Below are 19382 nucleotides of genomic sequence, written 5' to 3' on the forward strand. Positions count from 1 at the left end.
TTGTCATTCGTATTTCTCAAGAAAAGCATCCGCGTCCAGATTGCGGAAATCTTCAAGCGCATCCCTGATACTGTCGTGATCCCAATCCCACCACGCAAGCGCCATCAGGCGCTCGGCGATTGGCGCTGGCTGACGGAGGCGCAGCACCTTCGCAGGCATCCCCGCTACAATCGTATAGGGTGCAACGTCCTTGGTCACCACGGCACCCGCGGCAACAACCGCACCATGCCCCACCGTAACCTCGGGCTTGATCTGCGCGTTGTGGCCGATCCAGGTGTCATGCCCCACGACCGCCAACCGTGATCGGCGGTGTTCAAAGAACGCCGCATCGGGTTCGGCATCGGGCCAGTAGTCCGACGACCGGTACATGAAGTGATGAAGGCTCGCCCGCTCAAGCGGATGGTCTGTCGCCCCGATCCGCACACCGCTTGCGATATTGGCGAACTTGCCAATCTGAGCATTTGCCACGTCGCAGTTGCGGTCACAGTAGGAGTAGTCGCCAAAGACCGAATGCTGCACCCGCGTGCCACTGTTGATCCAAGTATAGGCCCCGAAATCGCTGTCGACGACAATACAGCCATCTGCAATCACGGGACCATCGGCTTTCAACGGATTATGCATCAGCGGCCACTTTCATCGCCAGCGATCAGACGTCGACGCAGCCAGCCCGAGAACCAGTCCATCAGCATCACCATCAGGATGATCAGCACGATATAGTAGCTCACCTCTTCCCAGTCCTTCTGGGTAATCATCGCCTGCGTCAGCATCAGACCGATACCACCGCCCGTGATCGCACCAATGATGGTCGCGCTACGGGTGTTGGATTCGAGATAATACAGGATCTGGCTCAAAAGCACCGGCGTCACCTGCGGGATCACGCCAAAGCGATACCGCTGGATCGGGTTCGCCCCTGTCGACTGGATACCTTCGATCTGCTTCTTGTCCACGTTCTCCAAAGCCTCAGAGAACATCTTGCCGAAACTGCCGGTGTCGGTGATCAGGATCGCCAAGGCACCGGTAAGCGGCCCCGGCCCGAACGCCCGCGCCAACACGATGGTCCAGATCAACGCATCCACGCCGCGGAAGAAGTCAAAGAAACGACGGGTCACCTGACGCACCGTAACCAGTGGCGAAAAGTTCTTTGCCGCCAGAAACGCCAGCGGCAGGGCGACAATCGCGGCCCCCATGGTGCCAAGGAAGGCCATCAGGATCGTTTCAAAGATCGCCCAGACCACCTCTTGGTGACGCCACATCTTGTTGGTCCAGATGTCATTGAAAATCGCACCGGCCTCACCGTCAAAGGCGCGCGCCATGACCTCGCCAACGCCCATGCCGTGATAGGGGCTGTCGAGGGTAAAGAAGAACAGCTCCCAACCGGTGAAATAGCGGAACACCTCGGTCCGGTTCCGAGTCACGGTCAGGCGGCCCGCGTCCGTCGTGATCGCCAGACGGTTCTTCGACAGGTTGATCCACTCCGGAACCTCATCCGTCGGCAACTGCGCCTGAACGCCCTTCCGCCGATCCGGCTGTGCGGTGATCACCCCATAGCCCGGAATGTCGAAAGACACGAGATTCTCAGCACCGAAGGTCACCAGGTACCCGCCCTCAAGGTCAATCACCGTATCGCGACCCAGGTCCACCCATTCGGGCGAGGTGCCCGGTGCATAGGTGCCCTTGCGCTCGCCTTCGATGGCGATGACCACGTCACCCGAACGGTTGTCGCGGGTCACATGCGTCTTGTAGCTATAGCTGTCCGCCACCAGAGCGCGGGCATTGTCGACCTCGAAGCGCTTGGCCAATCCCAGAATATCAAAGGCAAAGAAGATGTAAGTCAGATAGGCCAGCACCATCAACGGCAGGCCAAAGGCCATCAAGCGTTTGCGGCGAAAAAGCGCGTTCGCGCCGCTTCTCAGCGTGGTCACATCGGTCGCGGTCATGGTCATGCCGACACCTTCACTTTCTCTTTTTTTCCGTGGGTCAGGCGGTCGCGGTAAACACTCGACACCTGGTCCACCACGACAATCGACAGGAACAGCAGGATAAAGATCGCGGCAGCTTCGTCATACTGCCCCTTGCCCCAGCTCATAGCGTTCTTCAGCTCATAGCCGATACCGCCAGCGCCAACGAAGCCAAGGATGGCCGAGGCTCGAATGTTGATCTCGAACCGCAACAGTGCATAGCTCAGATAGTTCGGCGCCACCTGTGGCATCACGCCCAGAACCATTCGCTGCGCCCAGCTCGCGCCAACGGATTGCAGGCCCTCAACCGGCTTCAAGGATGCGTTCTCGTTCACTTCCGAAAACAGCTTGCCCAGCGCGCCTGCCGTGTGAAAAGCGATCGCCACCATCGCAGGCACCGGGCCACCGCCCATGATAAAGATCAGCACCAGCGCGATCACGATTTCCGGCATCGCACGCATGATATCCATGATGCGGCGGAACAGCGGAATGAGACGCGGCCAGCGGGCCATGCCTCGGGTCGACAGCAACGACAGTACAATCGCCAGCATCGCACCGATCAGCGTGGAGGCCGCCGCAATGTTGATCGTCTCGATCAACGAGGGAAGGAAGGTCACGAAATGCGCGGGAAGCTCAGAAATCTTCTCAACGGCCTCGCCCAGAACTTCCTTCGGGAAATCAAAGAAACGATGCAGCCCTTCCCAGAAACCACCGGCGTTGCGATCATCGGCGATCATGAAACCCGAAACCATCAACGCGATGAAAATGACCAGAAGAATGCCATCCATCATGCGCTTGCGCCGCACCTGCGCCATGTAGTCGCTGCGCATCTCGGCGATACCGCCCGTGAGTTCTGCCATTGCTGCCTCTCGTTCTGAAAAACAGGCCCCGCAAATGTCGCGGGGCCTGCCAAAAAGGGTGAAGAGAACCTTAGTTCGACTTCAGTTTGCGTGCTTCGACGATCACTTCGTAGGCGTCGTGACCAATCGGCTGCAGGCCTTTTGCTTCACCGGCCAGAACGCCATAGGCGCAATCCGGGTCGATCGACGGCATCGAAGCCATCAGCGCGGTGAACTTGACTTTCACGTCTTCCGGCAGAGCTTTGCGCAGAACGATCGGGCCTTCCGGGATCGGCTTCGACTGCCAGATTTTGACCATGTCGTTCATGTCGATCAGACCGGCATCAACCGCACGACGCAGCGCGCCCGAGTTGTAACCGTCTTCCCAGTTGCCAAGGCCGTCGGCCCAGGTCACGCCGCCATCAACGTCACCCGCGTTCACGGCAACGATGGTCTGCTCGTGGCCACCGGTGAACTTGACTTCACCAAAGTAGTCACCCGAAGTCATGGTCGAACCGGTTGCTTCCGGGATTTCGATCGACGGGATCAGGAAGCCCGAGGTCGAGTTCGGATCGCCGAAACCAAAGACTTTGCCCTTCATGTCTTCCAGCGATTTAATGCCGCTGTCCTTGCGGGCGAAACCAACCGAATAGTAGCCATAGCCGCCATCGGTGTTCACTTTCACGAGGATCGGCTCAACCGCTTCCGGGTCCGACAGATAGGTCTTCGCGTAACCCGAGGCACCCAGCCACGCCATGTCGATGGTACCGCCCAGCAGGCCCTGGATAACGCCGTTATAGTCGGCCGGCGCGAACAGCTTGGTCGGAACACCCAGCAGCTCTTCGGTTTTGGCGCGCAGGCACTCGTTGTTGTTCAGACGGTCTTGGGCGTTTTCACCACCCAGCAGGCCGATACGGAACTCTTTGATGTCTTCAGCCATGACCGGTGCGGTCAGAGCGGTGGTTGCCAGGACGGCAGCGATCAGTTTTTTCATCTTCTTTCTCTCCAGTTGATAAAGCCCCGCCGGATCAGGACGGGGCAGATGAAATTCAGGCAGGAACGCGGGTAAGCGTCTGGATCTCGGTCGATGTGTAGGCTTCGTTAAAGCTGTCATCCGCACCGTAGATGTCGCGCGCCACACCGGTTGTCAGTTGCTCCGGCGTACCGTCAAAGACGATGCGGCCGTCGCGCATACCGATCACGCGGTCACAATAGCGGCGCGCGGTATCCAGTGTGTGCAGGTTGGCAATGACCATGCGGCCATCTTCTTCGTGAATTTGGCGCAACGATTGCATCACCACCTGCGCATTCATCGGATCAAGCGAGGCAATCGGCTCGTCCGCGAGGATGATACGCGGGTCCTGCATCAGCGCACGGGCAATCGCCACTCGCTGCTGCTGGCCACCCGAAAGCGCCTCAGCGCGTTTGGGGCCATGCTCGGCAATGCCAAGACGGTCAAGAATATCAATCGCGCGGTGGATGTCTTCGTTCGGATAAAGGTTGAACATCGTCGCCAGCGTCGAACGGCGGTTCAACGTGCCGTGCAAAACGTTCGAAACCACGTCCATGCGAGGCACTAGGTTAAACTGCTGGAAGATCATCGCGCATTCAGACTGCCAGCGGCGCTTCTCTGCACCTTTCAGCCCGGTCACATCACGGCCTTCAAACTCGATCTTGCCAGAGGTCGCATCGCTCAGACGGTTCAGCATGCGTAGCAGGGTCGACTTGCCTGCCCCCGAACGCCCGATGATGCCGATCATGGCGGATTTCTGGACGTCGATGTTTGCCGCATCAACAGCCGTGTTTGGACCGAATTTCTTGGTCAGGTTCGTTATTTGAAGCACAGTATTCCCCCGGCACAGTCAGCCGTTGGGATAGGCGCCATCTGATAAAGACTCTTGTCAGTTCAATGAATGTTTTGTGACCAGCACCCACGTCTAGCCCAGTCTCGACCTGCCGAATACGCCCCCCGACAAACGAAAGGCACCGGCCGAAAAAGACGGCCGGTGCCCTTAATCTTAATGCGCATACCGCTTGTCGCGGCCTGCGGTTCCTAGAACAGGAAGCTGTCCTCGGTCAGATCGGTAAGGTTGCCAGCCAGAGTGACATCAATGCTGTCACCCTGCGCACCATACTCAACCGTATAGTTATCCGAACCGTTGTCGGTGATGGTCAGGTCCGCAAAGCTAAGCCCGGTTGCGCTCAGATCGATGCGGTCCTTTCGCGTCAGGTCAAGGATCACGTCGTCACCAGCCCCCAGATCGAACACAAAGACGTCCTTGCCGATGAAACCCTTCATCACATCGTCGCCGGTACCACCAATCAGGCGATCCTTGCCGACGCCACCGCCAAGGGTATCGTCACCCGCACCGCCGCGAATGGTGTCATGTCCCCAGAAGCCACGCAGGTTGTCATCTCCCGCCCGGCCGCTGATGTCATCATGACCAAAGCCCGCGCGCACAAAGTCGTCACCGCTGCCGGCCACAACAGTATCGTGTCCGAACCCTGCAAGAATTTCGTCAGCACCAATACCGCCTTTGATCATCTCGCCCGCGTTGGTGCCCAGGATTTGCTGACCGAACTGCAGATCAAATACCGCGGTGGTGCCCGAAACCTCATAGGACACCGCGATCTGCGCCACACCGGTCGCGCTCTCGCTGGCGGGAATGAAATCGATGACTTCGGGGCTGACGTTCCCGTTGCCCTGGCCCTCGATGTAGGTCAGAAACGAGGCATTCGCCGGATCGGTGATGTCGTAGATCATGATGCCGCTGTCGCGCTCGAGGCCGATAAAGGCAAGGGTGACACCCTCGACTTCACCCACCGCGATGGCTTCCGGCTCGGGGCCCTTGTTGTCGGAACGGTTCTCGTCAACGGTGCCTGCGTCATCCGACGGATAATCGTCGTTGTTGAACGCGTTTGCCGGACGATTGGCGGCGATCCACTGTTCGAAATCATCGCCTGAGTCAAAGACGACATTGCCGTCCGCGTCATAGATGGTGAACGAACGCGACCCGTAGGAATGCAGAACGTCGATGTCGCCATCATTGTCGGTGTCACCATCGATGATCGACACGTTCAGACGCTCCAGGCCGGTGGTGTCCACCGAAGCATCAATCGACACACCCGCAACATCGCCGTCCAGGATATCCTTGACGCGGGCCGCATCGCCACCTTCGTCAAAATCACCGCGATCATCGCCTTCGTTGGCCGTCAGGAAATAGGTCTTGCCCCCGATCTCCGCCGTCGCGAGGGCGTCGGGCATGCGCAGGCCAAGGGTGTTCACAACCTTGATGTCGATCGCGTCATCCTTGTCATTGGCATCCATACCGAACCCCTCAACCGAGTGATCCACGGTGCCGAGCGGCAGGATCTCGTCCCACTGCATGGTGGTAAGATCAAACACGGCAACGGCATTGGCCTCCTGCAAGGTCACGTACAGCTTGCCGTTGTCGCCCTCGGCAATGTACTCCGGCTCAAAATCGGTCGACGGCAGCTTGCCCGGGAAGATGCGCACACCGGCAGCTTCCAGCGCAGCAACCTGGGTGTCGAAGGCGGAAAAATCAAAGGTCTGAACCTGCTTGGTCGCCACGTCGATGATCGAGATCGAACCGGCGGGATCAACACTGTCGGTCGGCTCACCTTCATTGGCGACAAAAATCTTGGTGCCATCTTTCGAAAAGGTCACCATGTCCGGCAGGTTGCCGGCTTCCACGGTACCATTCGGCGTGCCGTCCAGCGCAAACAGGGCGACCACACCATTGTCAAAGCTTGCGATGTCACGCTCAACGGCAACCGCAACCCCAGCCGCCGAAGCTGCAACCGAGTTAATGCCATCAAAGCCCGGGATGGTCGACAGGTCGATCGAGCTGATCAGAACGCCGGTCGTCGCGTTGATGATGTCGACACGGTCCTGTTCGCCGTTGGTCACATAAAGCTTGCCGTCATGGAACGACACGACTTCCGAGCCGCCTTCGCCTGCGCCGCTGTCAAAAGTCACGGCCTCCTCGAAGCCAAGGGTATTCAGCCGTGTTGTCGTGAGAGGTGTCATGTCAAATCATCCTTGTTCAGTTTTTTTGCGCTCACACGGGACAGCCCCGGACGAGCAAAGGCGCAAAGCCCCCCTCCGAACGGAGAAAGGCGGTTTTCGTGTCAGCCATGAGATGAGGCATTGGGATCACGCCGCGAAAGCGTGATGCTGGCCCGCCGAAGGGTATGAAAACGCAGGGAGATCACGCACAGTTTCCGCAACAACAGGTCCAACTCTAGAAATTCCGAAGCAGGCCTAGTCGCAAAATGAAACGTCCAACTGAACATTTTGAAACAGAAATATGAATAATGGGGCCTGCTCCACAAAGGACGGGTCCATCACGTCTGAACAGTGTCGAAACTGCCTTAAAAGGGGTCAGGTCTCGTCTTTTGGCAGGGGCAGACCGGGAAAACCCCAGTCGTCTACAACGCTGCGGCAGTGTTCGACAAAGGTCTGCACCGTCAGCACATTGGTCGCCCCTTCCGGCACCACCAGCCCCATGCGCAACCGCCGGACGCTCCCGACCAGCGGCACAAACCGCAAACGCCGGCCGTCGGGGGACTGGTCAATCTGCGGCCGAAGGTTGGCAATCGCATAGCCAAACCCGTTCGCCACAAGACTGCGCAAAACCGCCATGTCCCGCGTCCGCTCGGCGATATTCGGCTTCACACCGATTTTCGTAAAGAACGACAGAAAGTATTCGCTACTATGCGGCAGGTCCAAAAGCACCATCGGGTGTTTCTGCAATTCCTCGACCGAGACCACCGCCTCGCCCGCAAGAGGATGCTCCTCGTCCAGCATGGCAAAGGGCGGCAACTCCCGCAGGGGAATGAACTCAAGATCGGCGGGAATATCAAGATCGTAACTGATCGCAACGTCGATCTCCGCCCGCCGCAGCTTTTCGAAAATCTCCAGCTGATGCAGCTCGTACTGCGATACGCGCACGTCCGGATAGTTGGTCTCGAACAGCCGCCGCATTGCGGGCAAAACGACCTGCGCAAAGGTCAGCAGACAGCCAATCGCCAAAGGCCCGCGCACGCTCCCGGAAATATCCCCCGCAAGGTGGTTCAGCGCATCCGCCTCGGCCAACACCTTCTTGGCCTGCTCCATGAACCGCTTGCCCGCCTGCGTAAGCGACAGCCCATGCGCATGCTTGCGCACGAACAGCGGCAGGCCGAACTCGTCCTCCAACTGCGCAACGGCGGTCGAAATCGAAGGCGAAGACACATTCACCCTGTCCGAGGCCTGGGCAATAGACCCGGCCTCACCCACAGCGATGAAATATTCCAGTTGTCGAAGAGTGAAACGCGTTGCCATCCAACGACTATTCACCGCCGTTGAAACAGGTTCAAGCCCGATACGACCGGACCGATGTCGCGAACCGACATCGGCCCAACGCATTATTCCGCCGCCATCTCCTGACGGTCCTGCGCCGCCAGCCACAGCTGGAAGTCGCGGATCGTGCCTTCATAGTCATCCCCCGCCAAAGGCCCTTCCAGCGCATGGGCCGACGACAGGGCAACCTGCATCTTCTCGAGCTTCTCGCGGTCCTCGCGGTTCACCTCTTCCCACAGGCCAATGCGCTGCTGGATGGTCTCGTCGTCCAGATCATCGCCATAGACCGACATCGTCCATTTCACACGGATTTCACCGGCGCTCAGCGGGAAAATCGAAATCGACACAAGAAGACTCGCGGCCTGGCTGGCCACCTGGCACGGGAACTTTGAAAACAGCGTAGACCGTTCCCGTTCTTCCTTGCTCAGGTTCGGCGCCCCAAGCCCACGCGAGGGAATGTCCTGCGGATAGTTTGCAGCATAAGACGTATACCCCTCACCGGTGATCAGCTTGCGCGCCAATCCGGTGGGCGTATAGCCATGCAGGGTCTGCGGATGCACGACCGAAAGGTGATAGCCTTCCATGAAGTTCTCAACCAGACACTTCCAGTTGGTCTGCCAGTTTTCCTCCGCAACATGGACCAGCCGCAGCTTTTCGCTCTCGTAAGGCTCCAAAAGCGCATCAAGTTCCGGATGTTCGAACGGGGCCGCGTCCACATCGAGGTTCACATAGATGAACCCTTTCCAAAGCTGCACATTGTGCCCATGCAGGCGGCAGTTCTTGGCGTCAAAGCCGGCATTCTCCATGCGCGCAGCCCGCAGCAAGTCGCCATTTAGGCCATAGGCCCAGGCATGATAGGAACACACAAAGCGTTTCACCTTGCCGCGCCCCTCGGCAAGCGGCATCCCGCGGTGACGGCACACATTGGCCAGCACGCGAATATCACCGTCATCGCCGCGCACAACGATCAGCGGCTCATTCAGCAATTGTACGGTAAAGAAATCACCCGCTTCGGGGATTTCATCTTCGCGCCCCAGGCAATGCCAGCCCCGACGCAGCACGCCGGCGGCCTCGTGTTCGAACTGCGCCTGCGACGTATAGAACGCCCCCGGCATACACATCGGACGATCCGCGGGCAGCGCCGCCAACTCCTGCAATTTCTGACGCATGTCCATCAAACACCTCCAAACACGCCATAAGAACAAGCGCCGCGCCAAGCCTTCATGCGCCAGACACGGCCATTGATGTGCGGCCCCTGCCCAAGGGCCGGATGGGGCCTTGCCTAGGCCCGCCCCTCGTCGATCTTTGCAATCAGGTACTGCGCAAAGTCGTAGTTCGGACGCTCCAGATGCGAGAGGTGCCCCGGCTCGGCAAGCCGCGAACTCAGCCCCTTGAACACCTTCTCCGTGCACCCGCGATCCTCGACATTCACATCGTCCAGAAGCGCCTTCAGGTCGGCAAAGTTCTGGTCAAGGTCGGCATCGTCGGCAAAGTCATTCGACATCCCGCCACCAAAGCGGATGTGCACCTGCCCCGGCCCTTTCGGATGCAGGCTCAGATACCAGAAATACCCGGGCGTCAGCGTGATCAGCAGCGAAGGATAGATCGCCAGCAGGAACGTCGTGCGCCGCTCGTCCCCTTCAAGCCGGGTGTTGTCAGGGTGCGCCATGGCAATCCTGAGCGACTCTTCCTTGAGGATCGTATGATAGTTGAACGCCGGCAGGCCCGGCGGACAGATCATGTCTTCCAGCTTCGACAACCCGCCGATGGTGCCCGCGTGGCAAACCGGCAGGTGATAGCTCTCCATGAAGTTCTCGGCCAACACCTTCCAGTTGGTGTCCCAGACATGCTCTTCATAGAAAGCCTCGGTATAGTTGGCCATGTCATAGCCACCGATCAGCTCTTCAACCTGCGAGAGCACCTCGGTCACCGGCTTGGCATCCGCGTTAAGCGTCACGAACACCCACCCCAGCCATTCTTCGCAACGCACCTTCGGCAGCGAATAGGCTTCCTTGCAGAACCCCTCGTTCAGCGTCATCGCCGGGGCGCCGCGCAACGTGCCGTCAAGGTTGTAGGTCCAGGCATGGTAGGGACAGACAATCGCCCGCGTGTTGCCGCGTCCGTGCAAAAGGGTCGACATGCGGTGCATACAGACATTCGAAACCGCCCGAAGTGTGCCATCCCGATCCCGGATCACGGCAATCGGTTGTCCCGCCAGTTCCGCACTCACATAGTCGCCCGGATTGGCCAGCGCACTGGCGCGACCAATACAGTACCACTCCTTGGCAAAGATCTGATTCAATTCCTCCTGAAGGAACTCATCCGAAGTGTATACCTCCGGCGGCATCGCCCGCGCCTGTTCGAACGGCACGCTCGTATTGGCCCGCAGGGCATCTACGGCAGACATCTCCACACCGTCTTTTGCCATGGTTTCCTCCTTTTCCAGGAACCCGCATCTCGCGCGCGGGATACGTCAATTTCATCAGGGAGGCAGGAAAGACTCCGGCTTCGGTGAAACCGTCTTTCGCGCATCCATGACAAAAGAATTCCGCCGAATTGACGGTTTGGAAAAGAAGTCTCTCGTTCAGCCGTGATTAGGCTTCCCCTAAGATCACTCTCAGGATTTCTCAAACATTTGGAAAACTGCACCTTTTTCCGCGCGACTGGATAAACAGCCCCCTAGAGCGCAACCATATGATTGTCCCAGCGAAGGTCTTGGCGACCAAGGTCGACAAACCGATTCTCATCAACACGTGCCACGCGGCCATCCCCGGACGTCAGGACAAACCCGTTTTCATCGGCCCCAATTCCACAGACATCCGGCATCTCGACGCTGTGCGCCACGCGCATCTCTGCCACATCGATCACCTGCACGACACCACCGCGCGGTGACGAGATCGCCACCTGCGCGCCGTCCTGCGAAAACGTCACGCTCCCGACATAGCCCCGAAGCGCATCTTGCTCCTGTTCGGTAGGCCAAAGCAGGCGCGGCGCCTCTCCGCGCATGTGAACCCCGAACAAGACCGGCGCCTGCGCCACATCGCCTTGCCACTGCATCCCAAAAGCGACGAACCCATCTTCCCGCACCGCCATATGCCGGATCGAATTCTTGTGCATCGCACGCGGCAATTCCACGATCTCTTCAACGCCATCACCGCGCAGATAGGCCAGGTTCGGCTCCATCATCGGGATGTTCAGCTTGGCACGCCCGCTGTCGGGATGGGTCTCAATACCGCCATTGGCCACCACCAGAACATCCGTTCCCGGCAGGCGTCGGATGTCATGCGGCCCCACACCTCCTGACGGCATCTCGTCAACGCGCGCATACCCGAGCGAGCGATCCCAGATGCCAATCACACCCTCTCCGGCCTCATAGTCGTTTTCCGTGGTGAACAGGAAACGGCCATCCATCGAAAACACGCCATGCCCGTAAAAGTGCCGCCCCTCAGGCGCATCCAGACGATGCAGCACCCGCCCGCTCACGCAATCCAGGACAAAAGCGAAAACACCCGGTCGACGAGCAAAACCAACCGCTTCCGGCACCTCGGGATGGGCTGCCGCCGCATGGCCGCGCTCGGGCAAGGGCACCGAAAACACCGGTGTCCCCGACGCCGAAATCCCGAACAGCGCATAGGCCCCATCCGGCCGCTGCGCCGCATTCAGAAACCGCACGCCCCCCAATCCTGCCCAACCAAAACCCGGTGTCGCCAACGCCAACGCGCCTGCCATGAATCCCCGTCGCGAAACCACCAGCTCAATCCCCATCCAGTGCGTTGAACCCGGCAGTCACACCAAGGTGCACGCTCAATTCCAGCGCCGCGATTTCGCGCATGTCATCAAGGCTCAGCTTCAGGATTTCCACCTTCAGGCGACCAACCGGATCAGACACGCCCTGAAACGCCGGATCATCCAGCCCTGCGCCGTGCTCCTGCACATAGGCAAACCCATCCCGGAGCCGTTGTTGCAGACCCTCGGTCCCGCCTTCCGACAGGATATCGGCAAGCTCGGCCAGAGACTCGCTCGCCACCAGAACATGCCGCAGGGACCGCTGCGAACGCCAAAGCTCGGCGCGTCTCGGGCGCGGGCGTTCAAACGTCCCCAAGGGACGACCAAGCCGGGTATCGGCCGTGAACTGAAGCCCGGTTCCAAGCGCCTTGAATACCTCCTGAACCACTTCGTCCTCGCTGCGGTAAATGTCGTTGCCCGGCACCTTCAGCACATCGGCATAGGCCTGCCAATCGGCATGGATCGCCGTCGCATTCAGCGCGATATTGCGGGCAATCGCTTGCACAAGATCACAGCGATACTCTGCGTCACCCGCCATCGACACCTTCGGATCAAACAACAGGAACTCAAGCGCGTAGTACCCCTGCGCGGCGATGGACACCTCGGCAAATCCTTCGGCATCCCGCACCACCGGATCACTCTTCCCAATCAGTTGCATCAACGCCTTGGGCGTCTTGCCCCGCGTATCCGGCCAGAACGCCAGTGCGAAGGCGCGATTGTCCACCTCGCTCGGACCAAACCGCAAGTGGCTGACGGCAATCCACGCATCAAACGCCGCACCCCACGCGCTGCGCAGGGCGTCCGAGTCACCCGCACACGCGCCCTCGGCCACATCCTCCAGCGCCACCGCCGTCTCGGCAAGTTCCGCCATGCGGGGCAGGACATGGTCATCCACCACCCGCGTCACAAGATCGGTCTTTTCCAAAGCCGACGCGGACACGCCTGCAAACATCATCAAAACAAGGGCAACAACAGCCAGAAGCCGGTTCATCTTACAAACTCTCCAGGAAACGGATCAGGGCCTCGCGATCATCCGTCGACAAGGCAACAACCCTGTCTCGCACAGCTTGCGCCTCACCGCCATGCCAAAGCACAGCTTCCAGCAGGGACCGCGCCCGCCCGTCGTGTAAATAGCTTTCCCTGCCGCTCACCTCGGCAGTGCGCCCGATGCCCCACAAGGGCGGCGTTTTCCACTCTTGGGCATCCACATCTGCTTCGATACCGCCATCCGCCAGGGCCGCGCCCATGTCGTGCAACAGAAAGTCGGAATAGGGCCAGATCAGCTGGAAGCTCCGGCTCGGGTCATTGCTCAAACGGTGCGTGACAAACGCGGGCTGGTGACAATCCGCACAGCCGATCTCGGAAAACAGGGCCTTGCCCGCCAGAACCTGCGCATCACCTGCATCCCTGCGCGACGGCATCCCCAGATGCACACCATAAAGCGTCACGAGGTCCAGCGCCCTGCCGTCCACCTCGAAACCCCGCACATCCTTGTCGCCATGCGGCAGCCCCCGACAGTCAACCTGCGCCGCCGTGCAATCCCCCCAGGGTGCGGGAAACATCGGCGTGCTGATCCCGATATCATGCGAAAACGCATCCGCGGTCTGTTGCTTGATGGTTGGCGTGCCTGCCTTACGCCCGAACCGCCCGATCATTGGCTGGCCGTACTCAAGCGAGTGCACGATCCGCGCCCGCCCAGAAATACCGTCACCATCCGCATCCTCCGGATCGGCCAGTGCCAGAATATCCTCTGCCCGGATAACCTCGACCATTCCCAGCCCCGGCACCTGCGGGGCAATGCGCGGGCTGATCCGGTCAGGCGCGGCCAAATCCCCCTGCGCCAGATCGCTCACCTGATAGGTCGGATGGTGCATCACCACCTCTGTACCGTCCGCGAGCGTCACGATCTCCTGCCGGGTTTCCACCCGCATCACCGCCTCTGCGGCCAAACCAGACACCGAATTTGTCTGCAACTGCAATCCATAGATCGGGTCTTTGCCCCCCGCCCCATCGGTCATCTTGAGAACCAGCGACAGTGGCCGCTCTCCGGGTTCTGGAACAACGCCGCGCCCGTTGCCCGGATGACACGCCAGACAGGATCGCGCGTTATACAACGGCCCAAGGCCATCCGATGCCTTTGTCGAACTCGGCGACGACACCCACAGCTTGCGAAACAGGCTGCGCCCGACAAGGAAATCAAGCTCCCTGTCTTCCGGCAGATTGGCAAACGCCCGCGTAAAAGCCTCATCCCCTTCGGTATCCAGAACCGTCGCTGCCCCAAGCGGCAGGTGTTCAAACGGCGAAAGCACGCCCGGATCGGCCTCCAGAACCGACACAACTCGCGCCTCCTCGCCCGGCGTACGTGGCACGATATCAAGATGGGGTTCGAACGATCCTTCCGCAGCTGCAATACTCGCAGCCCCGATCAGAACAGGCAGTAAGCGTACCACTTTCATGGTCAATCCTTGTTGGCATGAGGCACGCACCTGTCTGGCGCATTTCACCTCGGCTTGCAATTTTGCCCGGACCGCGGGGGACGATCCGGGCGGAAAGACACCGCTAACGCGCGCCTCTCGAGGGAATTCGGATCACCCCCCCAAGGGGATGACCAGGTTCAGACCGATTTGCTGGCTGTTGGTGCCGGCATCATCAACATGGGCCAGCGCCGCGCCCAACACCATGCCGTTGGCAAGCTCATAGTCGAGACCAACCGAATACAGGTTTGTCTTGCCCGCGCTGTCCACGTCACGTTGCGAAATCAGGCCCGAATAGGTGATCTGACCAACGGTATAGGCCGCGTTCAGCGTCACGAAGGTCGCGTCATCCGCGGTCCCGCCGAACCCGTCGAAATGCGCCACCTCGGCAAACAAGCCAAGCTGGTCGTTCACCTGATGACCAATACCCGCCACATAGCCGGTCTCGTCCTTCACATCACCCGCACTGGCCGAAAGCCGACGCGCGCCGACATGATAGAAGGTATCGCCAAGCTCCTGCGACCACTGCACAGCGAAGTTGTCGAACTTGCCGGTGTTGCCTGCCCCACCGTCCGAGGCGCGGTTGCGGCCACGGTTGAAACCGGCCGATTGCGACAGATAGGTATCGTCGGCGTGGAATACTCCGAACGACAGCGTACCGCCTGCAACGGCAAAGTCCGCCGTCGCACCAATCATTTCGGTCAGCTCGTAATCTCCGGCCAGCGCATCACCATAAAACCCCGCAGCGGAATCCCAGGTCGACCCAAAGCTTGGCGTGATCTTACCAAAGCTCACCGCGCTTTCGCCGATAGAATACCGCAAACCCAATTCGTGAACGTAGAATCCCAGATCGCCAAAGACGCGATCCCCGGTCGGGTCAGTCACCGACTCGCCCGTGATCCCGCCAAAAACCGAGAGGTTATCGGTCAGCGCGAATTCTCCGTTCAGTTCGAGAGTGCCGTAGAAATCGCTGAGTTCGTCCGCTGCCACATCCGAATTCACAACCGAGTCGACACCGAGTTCAACTTCGCCGTCCCAAGTAAAACGGCTTTCCGCCAGACCTGCGGACGCGGCAAGAGAAACGGATGCTGCCGCAGCACCCATCGCAAGATAGTTCATTTTGTTTTCCTGAAGTCTTTTTGTTGAGGAGGTCTAAGCACCCAGCCCAGCGGCTGTCCTCCCGTTGGCTAAACAGGCTGGGTGCAAGATTTTATTGGAAGACGGCGTTCGGGTTATCGAGGCTGTCCGAGCCTTCGACTGCAATGCCGTTCAGACCAAGGGTCGAAACAACGCGCTCGATGGTTTTGGTCTGATCAACAAGGCCGTTCACCCCGCCCATGATCAGGGCCTCACCCTTCTCGCTGCCCGCAGCCAGCATCTGGTCATAGGCAAACCCGGCGTCCGCTGCGGCCTTCATCTCGCCCAGCGCCGCCATGGTCACCTCCAGCTTGCCTTTCATTTCCGCATCCAGCGCCGCATCTTTCGCAGCAACCAGATCCGACAACGACGCGCCGCTCAGAACGGTGCCATCAACGCGGGTGTAGGTGCCAAGATAGACGTTCTGGATACCCTGCCCGTCGTAATAATGGCTGTTGTGGGTGTTGTCCGAAAAGCAATCATGCTCTTCTTCCGGATCGTTCAGCATCAGGCCAAGACGCATCCGCTCACCCGCCTGCTCACCATAGGACAAAGAGCCCATACCGGTCAGGATCGCGGTCAGGCCAGCAGTCTCATCCGCGAGAACCGTCTCGCGTGCTTCACCACCTTCAGCCCATTGCGCCGCCATGAACTCGAGGTCCGAAACCAGCAGATCGGTCGCCGCCTTCAGGTATTCACCCCGACGATCACAGTTGCCACCGGTACAGGCATCCCCCGACGCATAGTCGGTCGCTGGACGGTTGCCCGCGCCGGCATCCGTGCCGTTCAGGTCTTGGCCCCAAAGCAGGAATTCAATCGCGTGGTATCCGGTGGCAACGTTGGCCTCGACACCATCCGCCTCGTGCAGGGTCTCTTCCAGCAGCGCCGGAGTGATGGCCGAAGCATCAACCATCGCGCCCGACATGTTGAACTTCGGGTTGGCGATCACATTGGCCAACGAAAGCGGATTCTCGTCGCTCTCGCCATAGGACGCATCCACATAGTCGATCAGACCTTCATCCAGCGGCCATGCGTTGACCTTGCCTTCCCAGTCATCAACGATCGCGTTGCCGAAACGGTAAACCTCGGTCTGCTGATAGGGCACGCGTGACGCCAGCCAGGCATCCTTGGCCGCCGCCAGCGAGGCCTCGCTCGGGTCCGCCAAAAGCGCATCAACCGCCGCCTGCAACGCCTGCGCCGTAATCAGGCTGTCTGCATATTTTGCGGCAGCAATGTCGGCATAGTGTTCCAGCACAGCGCGTTCATCCGCGAACGCCATCTGCGCCGCGCACAGCGCAGCAACCGCCACGCCAAGCTTCATCGTGTTCATTGCGGGTTTCCTTTGTCCCTCAATGGGCCGCGAACACGCGACCCATCACCGTGTTATTTTGTAAGAATAAGTTTGTTCGCGCGGGTAATGCGCAGCGTGTAGACCTGACCATCCAGAACGATACGTGCCTGCACCTGACCACCGGTCAGTTCCTTGGCGTCATGCACCGGGTAAGCGTCAGCCGTCGAGATATTCGCATTCATAAACATAGTCACATCCTGAGTTGCCAGATTCCTGTTCACGGATTTATTTCTGACTATTTTTATCAGCAATGTCAATTCCGACTTTTTTAATCGGATATATTTTCTTTCAACCCACTGCGCGCAATCGCCCGCCCCAGCGCCAGCCGGAAAAGCTGTTCCTGCGGCGAAAGCGTTTCGTCCGGGCGTGACATCAACCCCACCGGACCGCGGGTAATGCCTGTTTCAAAAGGCAGGGGAACAAGGAAACCATCGGCAATTTCATTCGCCACCACCCCGGCCGAGATGATCCAGATTGCATCCGACCGCCGCGTATAAACGCGCCCGAAAGCGCCCGAAACACTCTCCAGCCGGTCCGGTATTTCCCCCACGCCATGCGCGATCAGGAAGCGTTCCACAAGCGGTCGAATCGCGGCCCCCGCCGGCGGATAAATCACTTGCCACTCTCCGATTCGCTTGAGATCGGGCGCGTCCAGCAATGGGTGCCCTGCCCGAACGATGAACTCGACCCGCTCTTCGTAAAGCTGCGTGAACGAAAGCCCCTGCATGGTTTCCGGCTGCCCCAGTCGTCCGATCACAACGTCCAGCATCCCCAGCCGCAGTCGATCCACCAGATAGGCATGCGGCCCGTCCATGATCTGGATTTCCACATCCGGCGCGATCTCGGCCATTTCGCGCACCACTTCGGGCATCAACCGCGCCGCCACAGAGGGCAACGCCCCGACGGCGAGGCGCACCTTGCCCTCTGCACCAACCTGCTCGACCCCCGCCAGACCCTGTTGCAACGCAGCCAGCGATTGTTCGGCGAAATGCAGGAACACCTCGCCCTCCTTGGTCAGCGCGACCCCCGCGCGATTGCGCACCAATAGCGCCGCCCCAAGGATCTCTTCCAGCTCTTTCAGCGTTTTGGAAATCGCGGGCTGCGTAAGGAACAGCTTCTCCGCCGCCTGCTTCAGGCTTTTCTCCCGGCAGATTTCGACAAAACACTGGATGTGGCGAAACTTGATGCGTCGATCGATCATTTACTTATCCGTTTTGGCAACAAACTAGCACGCATCATCAATTTACATCCAGAAATTTGGCAAGCAGTATGCCATCAGGAGGAGAATTCATGCGCACCCAAGTAGCCATCATCGGCGGTGGTCCATCCGGCCTGTTGTTAAGCCAGCTTCTGCACCGCAAGGGCATCGACACCGTCGTGCTTGAACGCAAAACAAGGGACTACGTGCTTGGCCGCATCCGCGCCGGCATCCTAGAGACCGGCTTCGTGAACTTGATGCGCGAAGCGGGCGTTGCCGATCGCATGGACAAGGAATGCTTTGTCCACGACGGCACGGTGATTTCGCACGGCGACACCCAATTCACCATCGACTTCAAAGACCTCACTGACACCTCCGTCGTGGTCTATGGCCAGACCGAAGTCACCCGCGATCTCTACGACGCGCGCGAAGCGATGGACGGCACGGTCATCTTCAACGCCGAGAACGTCCAAATTCATGGCGCCGACAGCGACGCACCGCATGTCACCTACACCACCGATGGCGACGAACACCGCATCGACTGTGATTTCGTGGCGGGCTGCGACGGGTTCCATGGCGTCAGCCGCCAGACCATCCCTCTGACCGTGCGCCGCGAATACGAAAAGCTCTATCCCTTCGGATGGCTCGGCATTCTCTCCGAAACGCCGCCCGTCCACGACGAACTGATCTACTCCTGCTCAAGCCGCGGCTTTGCCCTCTGCTCGATGCGCAACGAAAACCTCAGCCGCTACTACATTCAATGCTCCCTGTCCGACAGCCCCGACGACTGGAGCGACGATGCCTTCTGGCAGGAACTCAAGCGCCGCATTCCGTCCGAATATGCCGACAAACTGGTGACCGGCCCCTCGATCGAGAAATCCATCGCGCCCCTGCGCTCTTTCGTCACCGAACCCATGCGCTGGGGGCGCCTGTTCCTCTGCGGCGACGCGGCCCACATTGTACCCCCGACAGGTGCCAAGGGCCTCAATACCGCCGCCAGCGACATTCACTACCTCTACAACGGGCTGATCCAGCATTACCTCGACGGCGATGACACCGGCATCGACACCTATTCCGAAAAGGCTCTCGCCCGCATCTGGAAGGCCGAGCGTTTCAGCTGGTGGATGACCAACCTGCTGCACCGCTTCCCCGACCAATCCGAGTTCGATCTCAAGATGCAGGCCGCCGACATTGCCTTCCTGCGCGACAACCGCGCCGCGCAAACAGTGCTTGCTCAGAACTATGTCGGCCTGCCCTACTAAGGCCGAAGGAGA

The 19382-nt window shown here is 59.5% G+C and carries 17 protein-coding genes; 1 reads left to right on the top strand and 16 read right to left on the bottom strand.

The window, feature by feature from the left end; translation table 11 throughout:
* Positions 1-3: 3 nt before the first annotated feature.
* The 16 genes from NNA36_RS12600 to pcaQ form a co-directional block, all read right to left on the bottom strand.
* A complete protein-coding gene (locus NNA36_RS12600) occupies positions 4-621 on the bottom strand; it encodes a chloramphenicol acetyltransferase (RefSeq protein ID WP_255107501.1) in 618 nt (205 codons plus the stop codon).
* Positions 621-1943: a phosphonate ABC transporter, permease protein PhnE gene (phnE, locus tag NNA36_RS12605; RefSeq protein WP_255107503.1), complete on the bottom strand. Its 1323-nt coding sequence runs from the start codon at positions 1941-1943 to the stop codon at positions 621-623. Before phnE (NNA36_RS12605) ends, NNA36_RS12600 begins: the two co-directional genes overlap by 1 nt.
* Positions 1940-2818: a phosphonate ABC transporter, permease protein PhnE gene (gene phnE / locus NNA36_RS12610; RefSeq protein ID WP_255107504.1), complete on the bottom strand. Its 879-nt coding sequence runs from the start codon at positions 2816-2818 to the stop codon at positions 1940-1942. Before phnE (NNA36_RS12610) ends, phnE (NNA36_RS12605) begins: the two co-directional genes overlap by 4 nt.
* 70 nt (positions 2819-2888) lie before the next feature.
* Positions 2889-3791, bottom strand: a complete 903-nt coding sequence (phnD, locus tag NNA36_RS12615; RefSeq protein WP_255107506.1) for a phosphonate ABC transporter substrate-binding protein — start codon at positions 3789-3791, stop codon at positions 2889-2891.
* A 55-nt stretch (positions 3792-3846) separates the two neighbouring features.
* Complete coding sequence (gene phnC / locus NNA36_RS12620) at positions 3847-4641, bottom strand: phosphonate ABC transporter ATP-binding protein (protein WP_255107508.1); 795 nt, start codon at positions 4639-4641, stop codon at positions 3847-3849.
* 209 nt (positions 4642-4850) lie between these two features.
* Positions 4851-6848, bottom strand: coding sequence for a choice-of-anchor I family protein (locus NNA36_RS12625; protein ID WP_255107510.1), 1998 nt, complete (start codon positions 6846-6848; stop codon positions 4851-4853).
* A gap of 354 nt (positions 6849-7202) precedes the next feature.
* Positions 7203-8144, bottom strand: coding sequence for a LysR family transcriptional regulator (locus NNA36_RS12630; protein WP_255107512.1), 942 nt, complete (start codon positions 8142-8144; stop codon positions 7203-7205).
* Between the two features lie 83 nt (positions 8145-8227).
* The gene (locus tag NNA36_RS12635) at positions 8228-9337 is read right to left on the bottom strand and encodes an aromatic ring-hydroxylating dioxygenase subunit alpha (protein ID WP_255107513.1); all 1110 of its coding nucleotides are present in this window, start codon (positions 9335-9337) and stop codon (positions 8228-8230) included.
* A 107-nt stretch (positions 9338-9444) separates the two neighbouring features.
* Positions 9445-10590 (bottom strand): aromatic ring-hydroxylating dioxygenase subunit alpha, encoded by a 1146-nt coding sequence (locus NNA36_RS12640; RefSeq protein ID WP_255107515.1) that lies wholly within the window; start codon positions 10588-10590, stop codon positions 9445-9447.
* A gap of 251 nt (positions 10591-10841) precedes the next feature.
* Positions 10842-11834, bottom strand: coding sequence for a DUF1513 domain-containing protein (locus NNA36_RS12645; RefSeq protein WP_255107517.1), 993 nt, complete (start codon positions 11832-11834; stop codon positions 10842-10844).
* An 82-nt stretch (positions 11835-11916) separates the two neighbouring features.
* Entirely contained in the window at positions 11917-12939 is a 1023-nt protein-coding gene (locus NNA36_RS12650) for an imelysin family protein (protein WP_255107518.1), read from the bottom strand.
* Between the two features lies 1 nt (position 12940).
* Positions 12941-14404: a di-heme oxidoredictase family protein gene (locus NNA36_RS12655; protein WP_255107520.1), complete on the bottom strand. Its 1464-nt coding sequence runs from the start codon at positions 14402-14404 to the stop codon at positions 12941-12943.
* 132 nt (positions 14405-14536) lie between these two features.
* Positions 14537-15541 carry a porin gene (locus NNA36_RS12660; protein WP_255107528.1) on the bottom strand — a complete coding sequence of 335 codons (1005 nt, stop codon included), beginning with the start codon at positions 15539-15541 and terminating at the stop codon, positions 14537-14539.
* 91 nt (positions 15542-15632) lie between these two features.
* On the bottom strand, positions 15633-16889 hold the full coding sequence (locus tag NNA36_RS12665) for an imelysin family protein (RefSeq protein ID WP_255107530.1): 1257 nt from the start codon (positions 16887-16889) through the stop codon (positions 15633-15635).
* Positions 16890-16942: 53 nt separating this feature from the next.
* Entirely contained in the window at positions 16943-17098 is a 156-nt protein-coding gene (gene hemP / locus NNA36_RS12670; RefSeq protein WP_255107532.1) for a hemin uptake protein HemP, read from the bottom strand.
* A gap of 80 nt (positions 17099-17178) precedes the next feature.
* On the bottom strand, positions 17179-18111 hold the full coding sequence (gene pcaQ, locus NNA36_RS12675) for a pca operon transcription factor PcaQ (RefSeq protein WP_255107534.1): 933 nt from the start codon (positions 18109-18111) through the stop codon (positions 17179-17181).
* Positions 18112-18200: 89 nt separating this feature from the next.
* Between pcaQ and pobA the strand changes: the two genes are divergently transcribed.
* Entirely contained in the window at positions 18201-19370 is a 1170-nt protein-coding gene (gene pobA / locus NNA36_RS12680; protein ID WP_255107537.1) for a 4-hydroxybenzoate 3-monooxygenase, read from the top strand.
* The last annotated feature ends 12 nt before the right edge of the window (positions 19371-19382 follow it).

The organism is Shimia sp. CNT1-13L.2 (assembly GCF_024331145.1).
Lineage (GTDB): Bacteria > Pseudomonadota > Alphaproteobacteria > Rhodobacterales > Rhodobacteraceae > Shimia.

What these genes read in the sequence shown, in the direction of transcription:
- NNA36_RS12640 (WP_255107515.1), bottom strand. Translation starts at nt 10,590, where the DNA reads ATGGCAAAAGACGGTGTGGAGATGTCTGCCGTAGATGCCCTGCGGGCC.
- phnE (WP_255107503.1), bottom strand. Translation starts at nt 1,943, where the DNA reads ATGACCATGACCGCGACCGATGTGACCACGCTGAGAAGCGGCGCGAAC.
- NNA36_RS12665 (WP_255107530.1), bottom strand. Translation starts at nt 16,889, where the DNA reads ATGAACACGATGAAGCTTGGCGTGGCGGTTGCTGCGCTGTGCGCGGCG.
- NNA36_RS12600 (WP_255107501.1), bottom strand. Translation starts at nt 621, where the DNA reads ATGCATAATCCGTTGAAAGCCGATGGTCCCGTGATTGCAGATGGCTGT.
- NNA36_RS12655 (WP_255107520.1), bottom strand. Translation starts at nt 14,404, where the DNA reads ATGAAAGTGGTACGCTTACTGCCTGTTCTGATCGGGGCTGCGAGTATT.
- NNA36_RS12635 (WP_255107513.1), bottom strand. Translation starts at nt 9,337, where the DNA reads ATGGACATGCGTCAGAAATTGCAGGAGTTGGCGGCGCTGCCCGCGGAT.
- hemP (WP_255107532.1), bottom strand. Translation starts at nt 17,098, where the DNA reads ATGTTTATGAATGCGAATATCTCGACGGCTGACGCTTACCCGGTGCAT.
- pobA (WP_255107537.1), top strand. Translation starts at nt 18,201, where the DNA reads ATGCGCACCCAAGTAGCCATCATCGGCGGTGGTCCATCCGGCCTGTTG.
- NNA36_RS12630 (WP_255107512.1), bottom strand. Translation starts at nt 8,144, where the DNA reads ATGGCAACGCGTTTCACTCTTCGACAACTGGAATATTTCATCGCTGTG.
- NNA36_RS12660 (WP_255107528.1), bottom strand. Translation starts at nt 15,541, where the DNA reads ATGAACTATCTTGCGATGGGTGCTGCGGCAGCATCCGTTTCTCTTGCC.
- NNA36_RS12650 (WP_255107518.1), bottom strand. Translation starts at nt 12,939, where the DNA reads ATGAACCGGCTTCTGGCTGTTGTTGCCCTTGTTTTGATGATGTTTGCA.
- pcaQ (WP_255107534.1), bottom strand. Translation starts at nt 18,111, where the DNA reads ATGATCGATCGACGCATCAAGTTTCGCCACATCCAGTGTTTTGTCGAA.
- phnD (WP_255107506.1), bottom strand. Translation starts at nt 3,791, where the DNA reads ATGAAAAAACTGATCGCTGCCGTCCTGGCAACCACCGCTCTGACCGCA.
- phnE (WP_255107504.1), bottom strand. Translation starts at nt 2,818, where the DNA reads ATGGCAGAACTCACGGGCGGTATCGCCGAGATGCGCAGCGACTACATG.
- NNA36_RS12625 (WP_255107510.1), bottom strand. Translation starts at nt 6,848, where the DNA reads ATGACACCTCTCACGACAACACGGCTGAATACCCTTGGCTTCGAGGAG.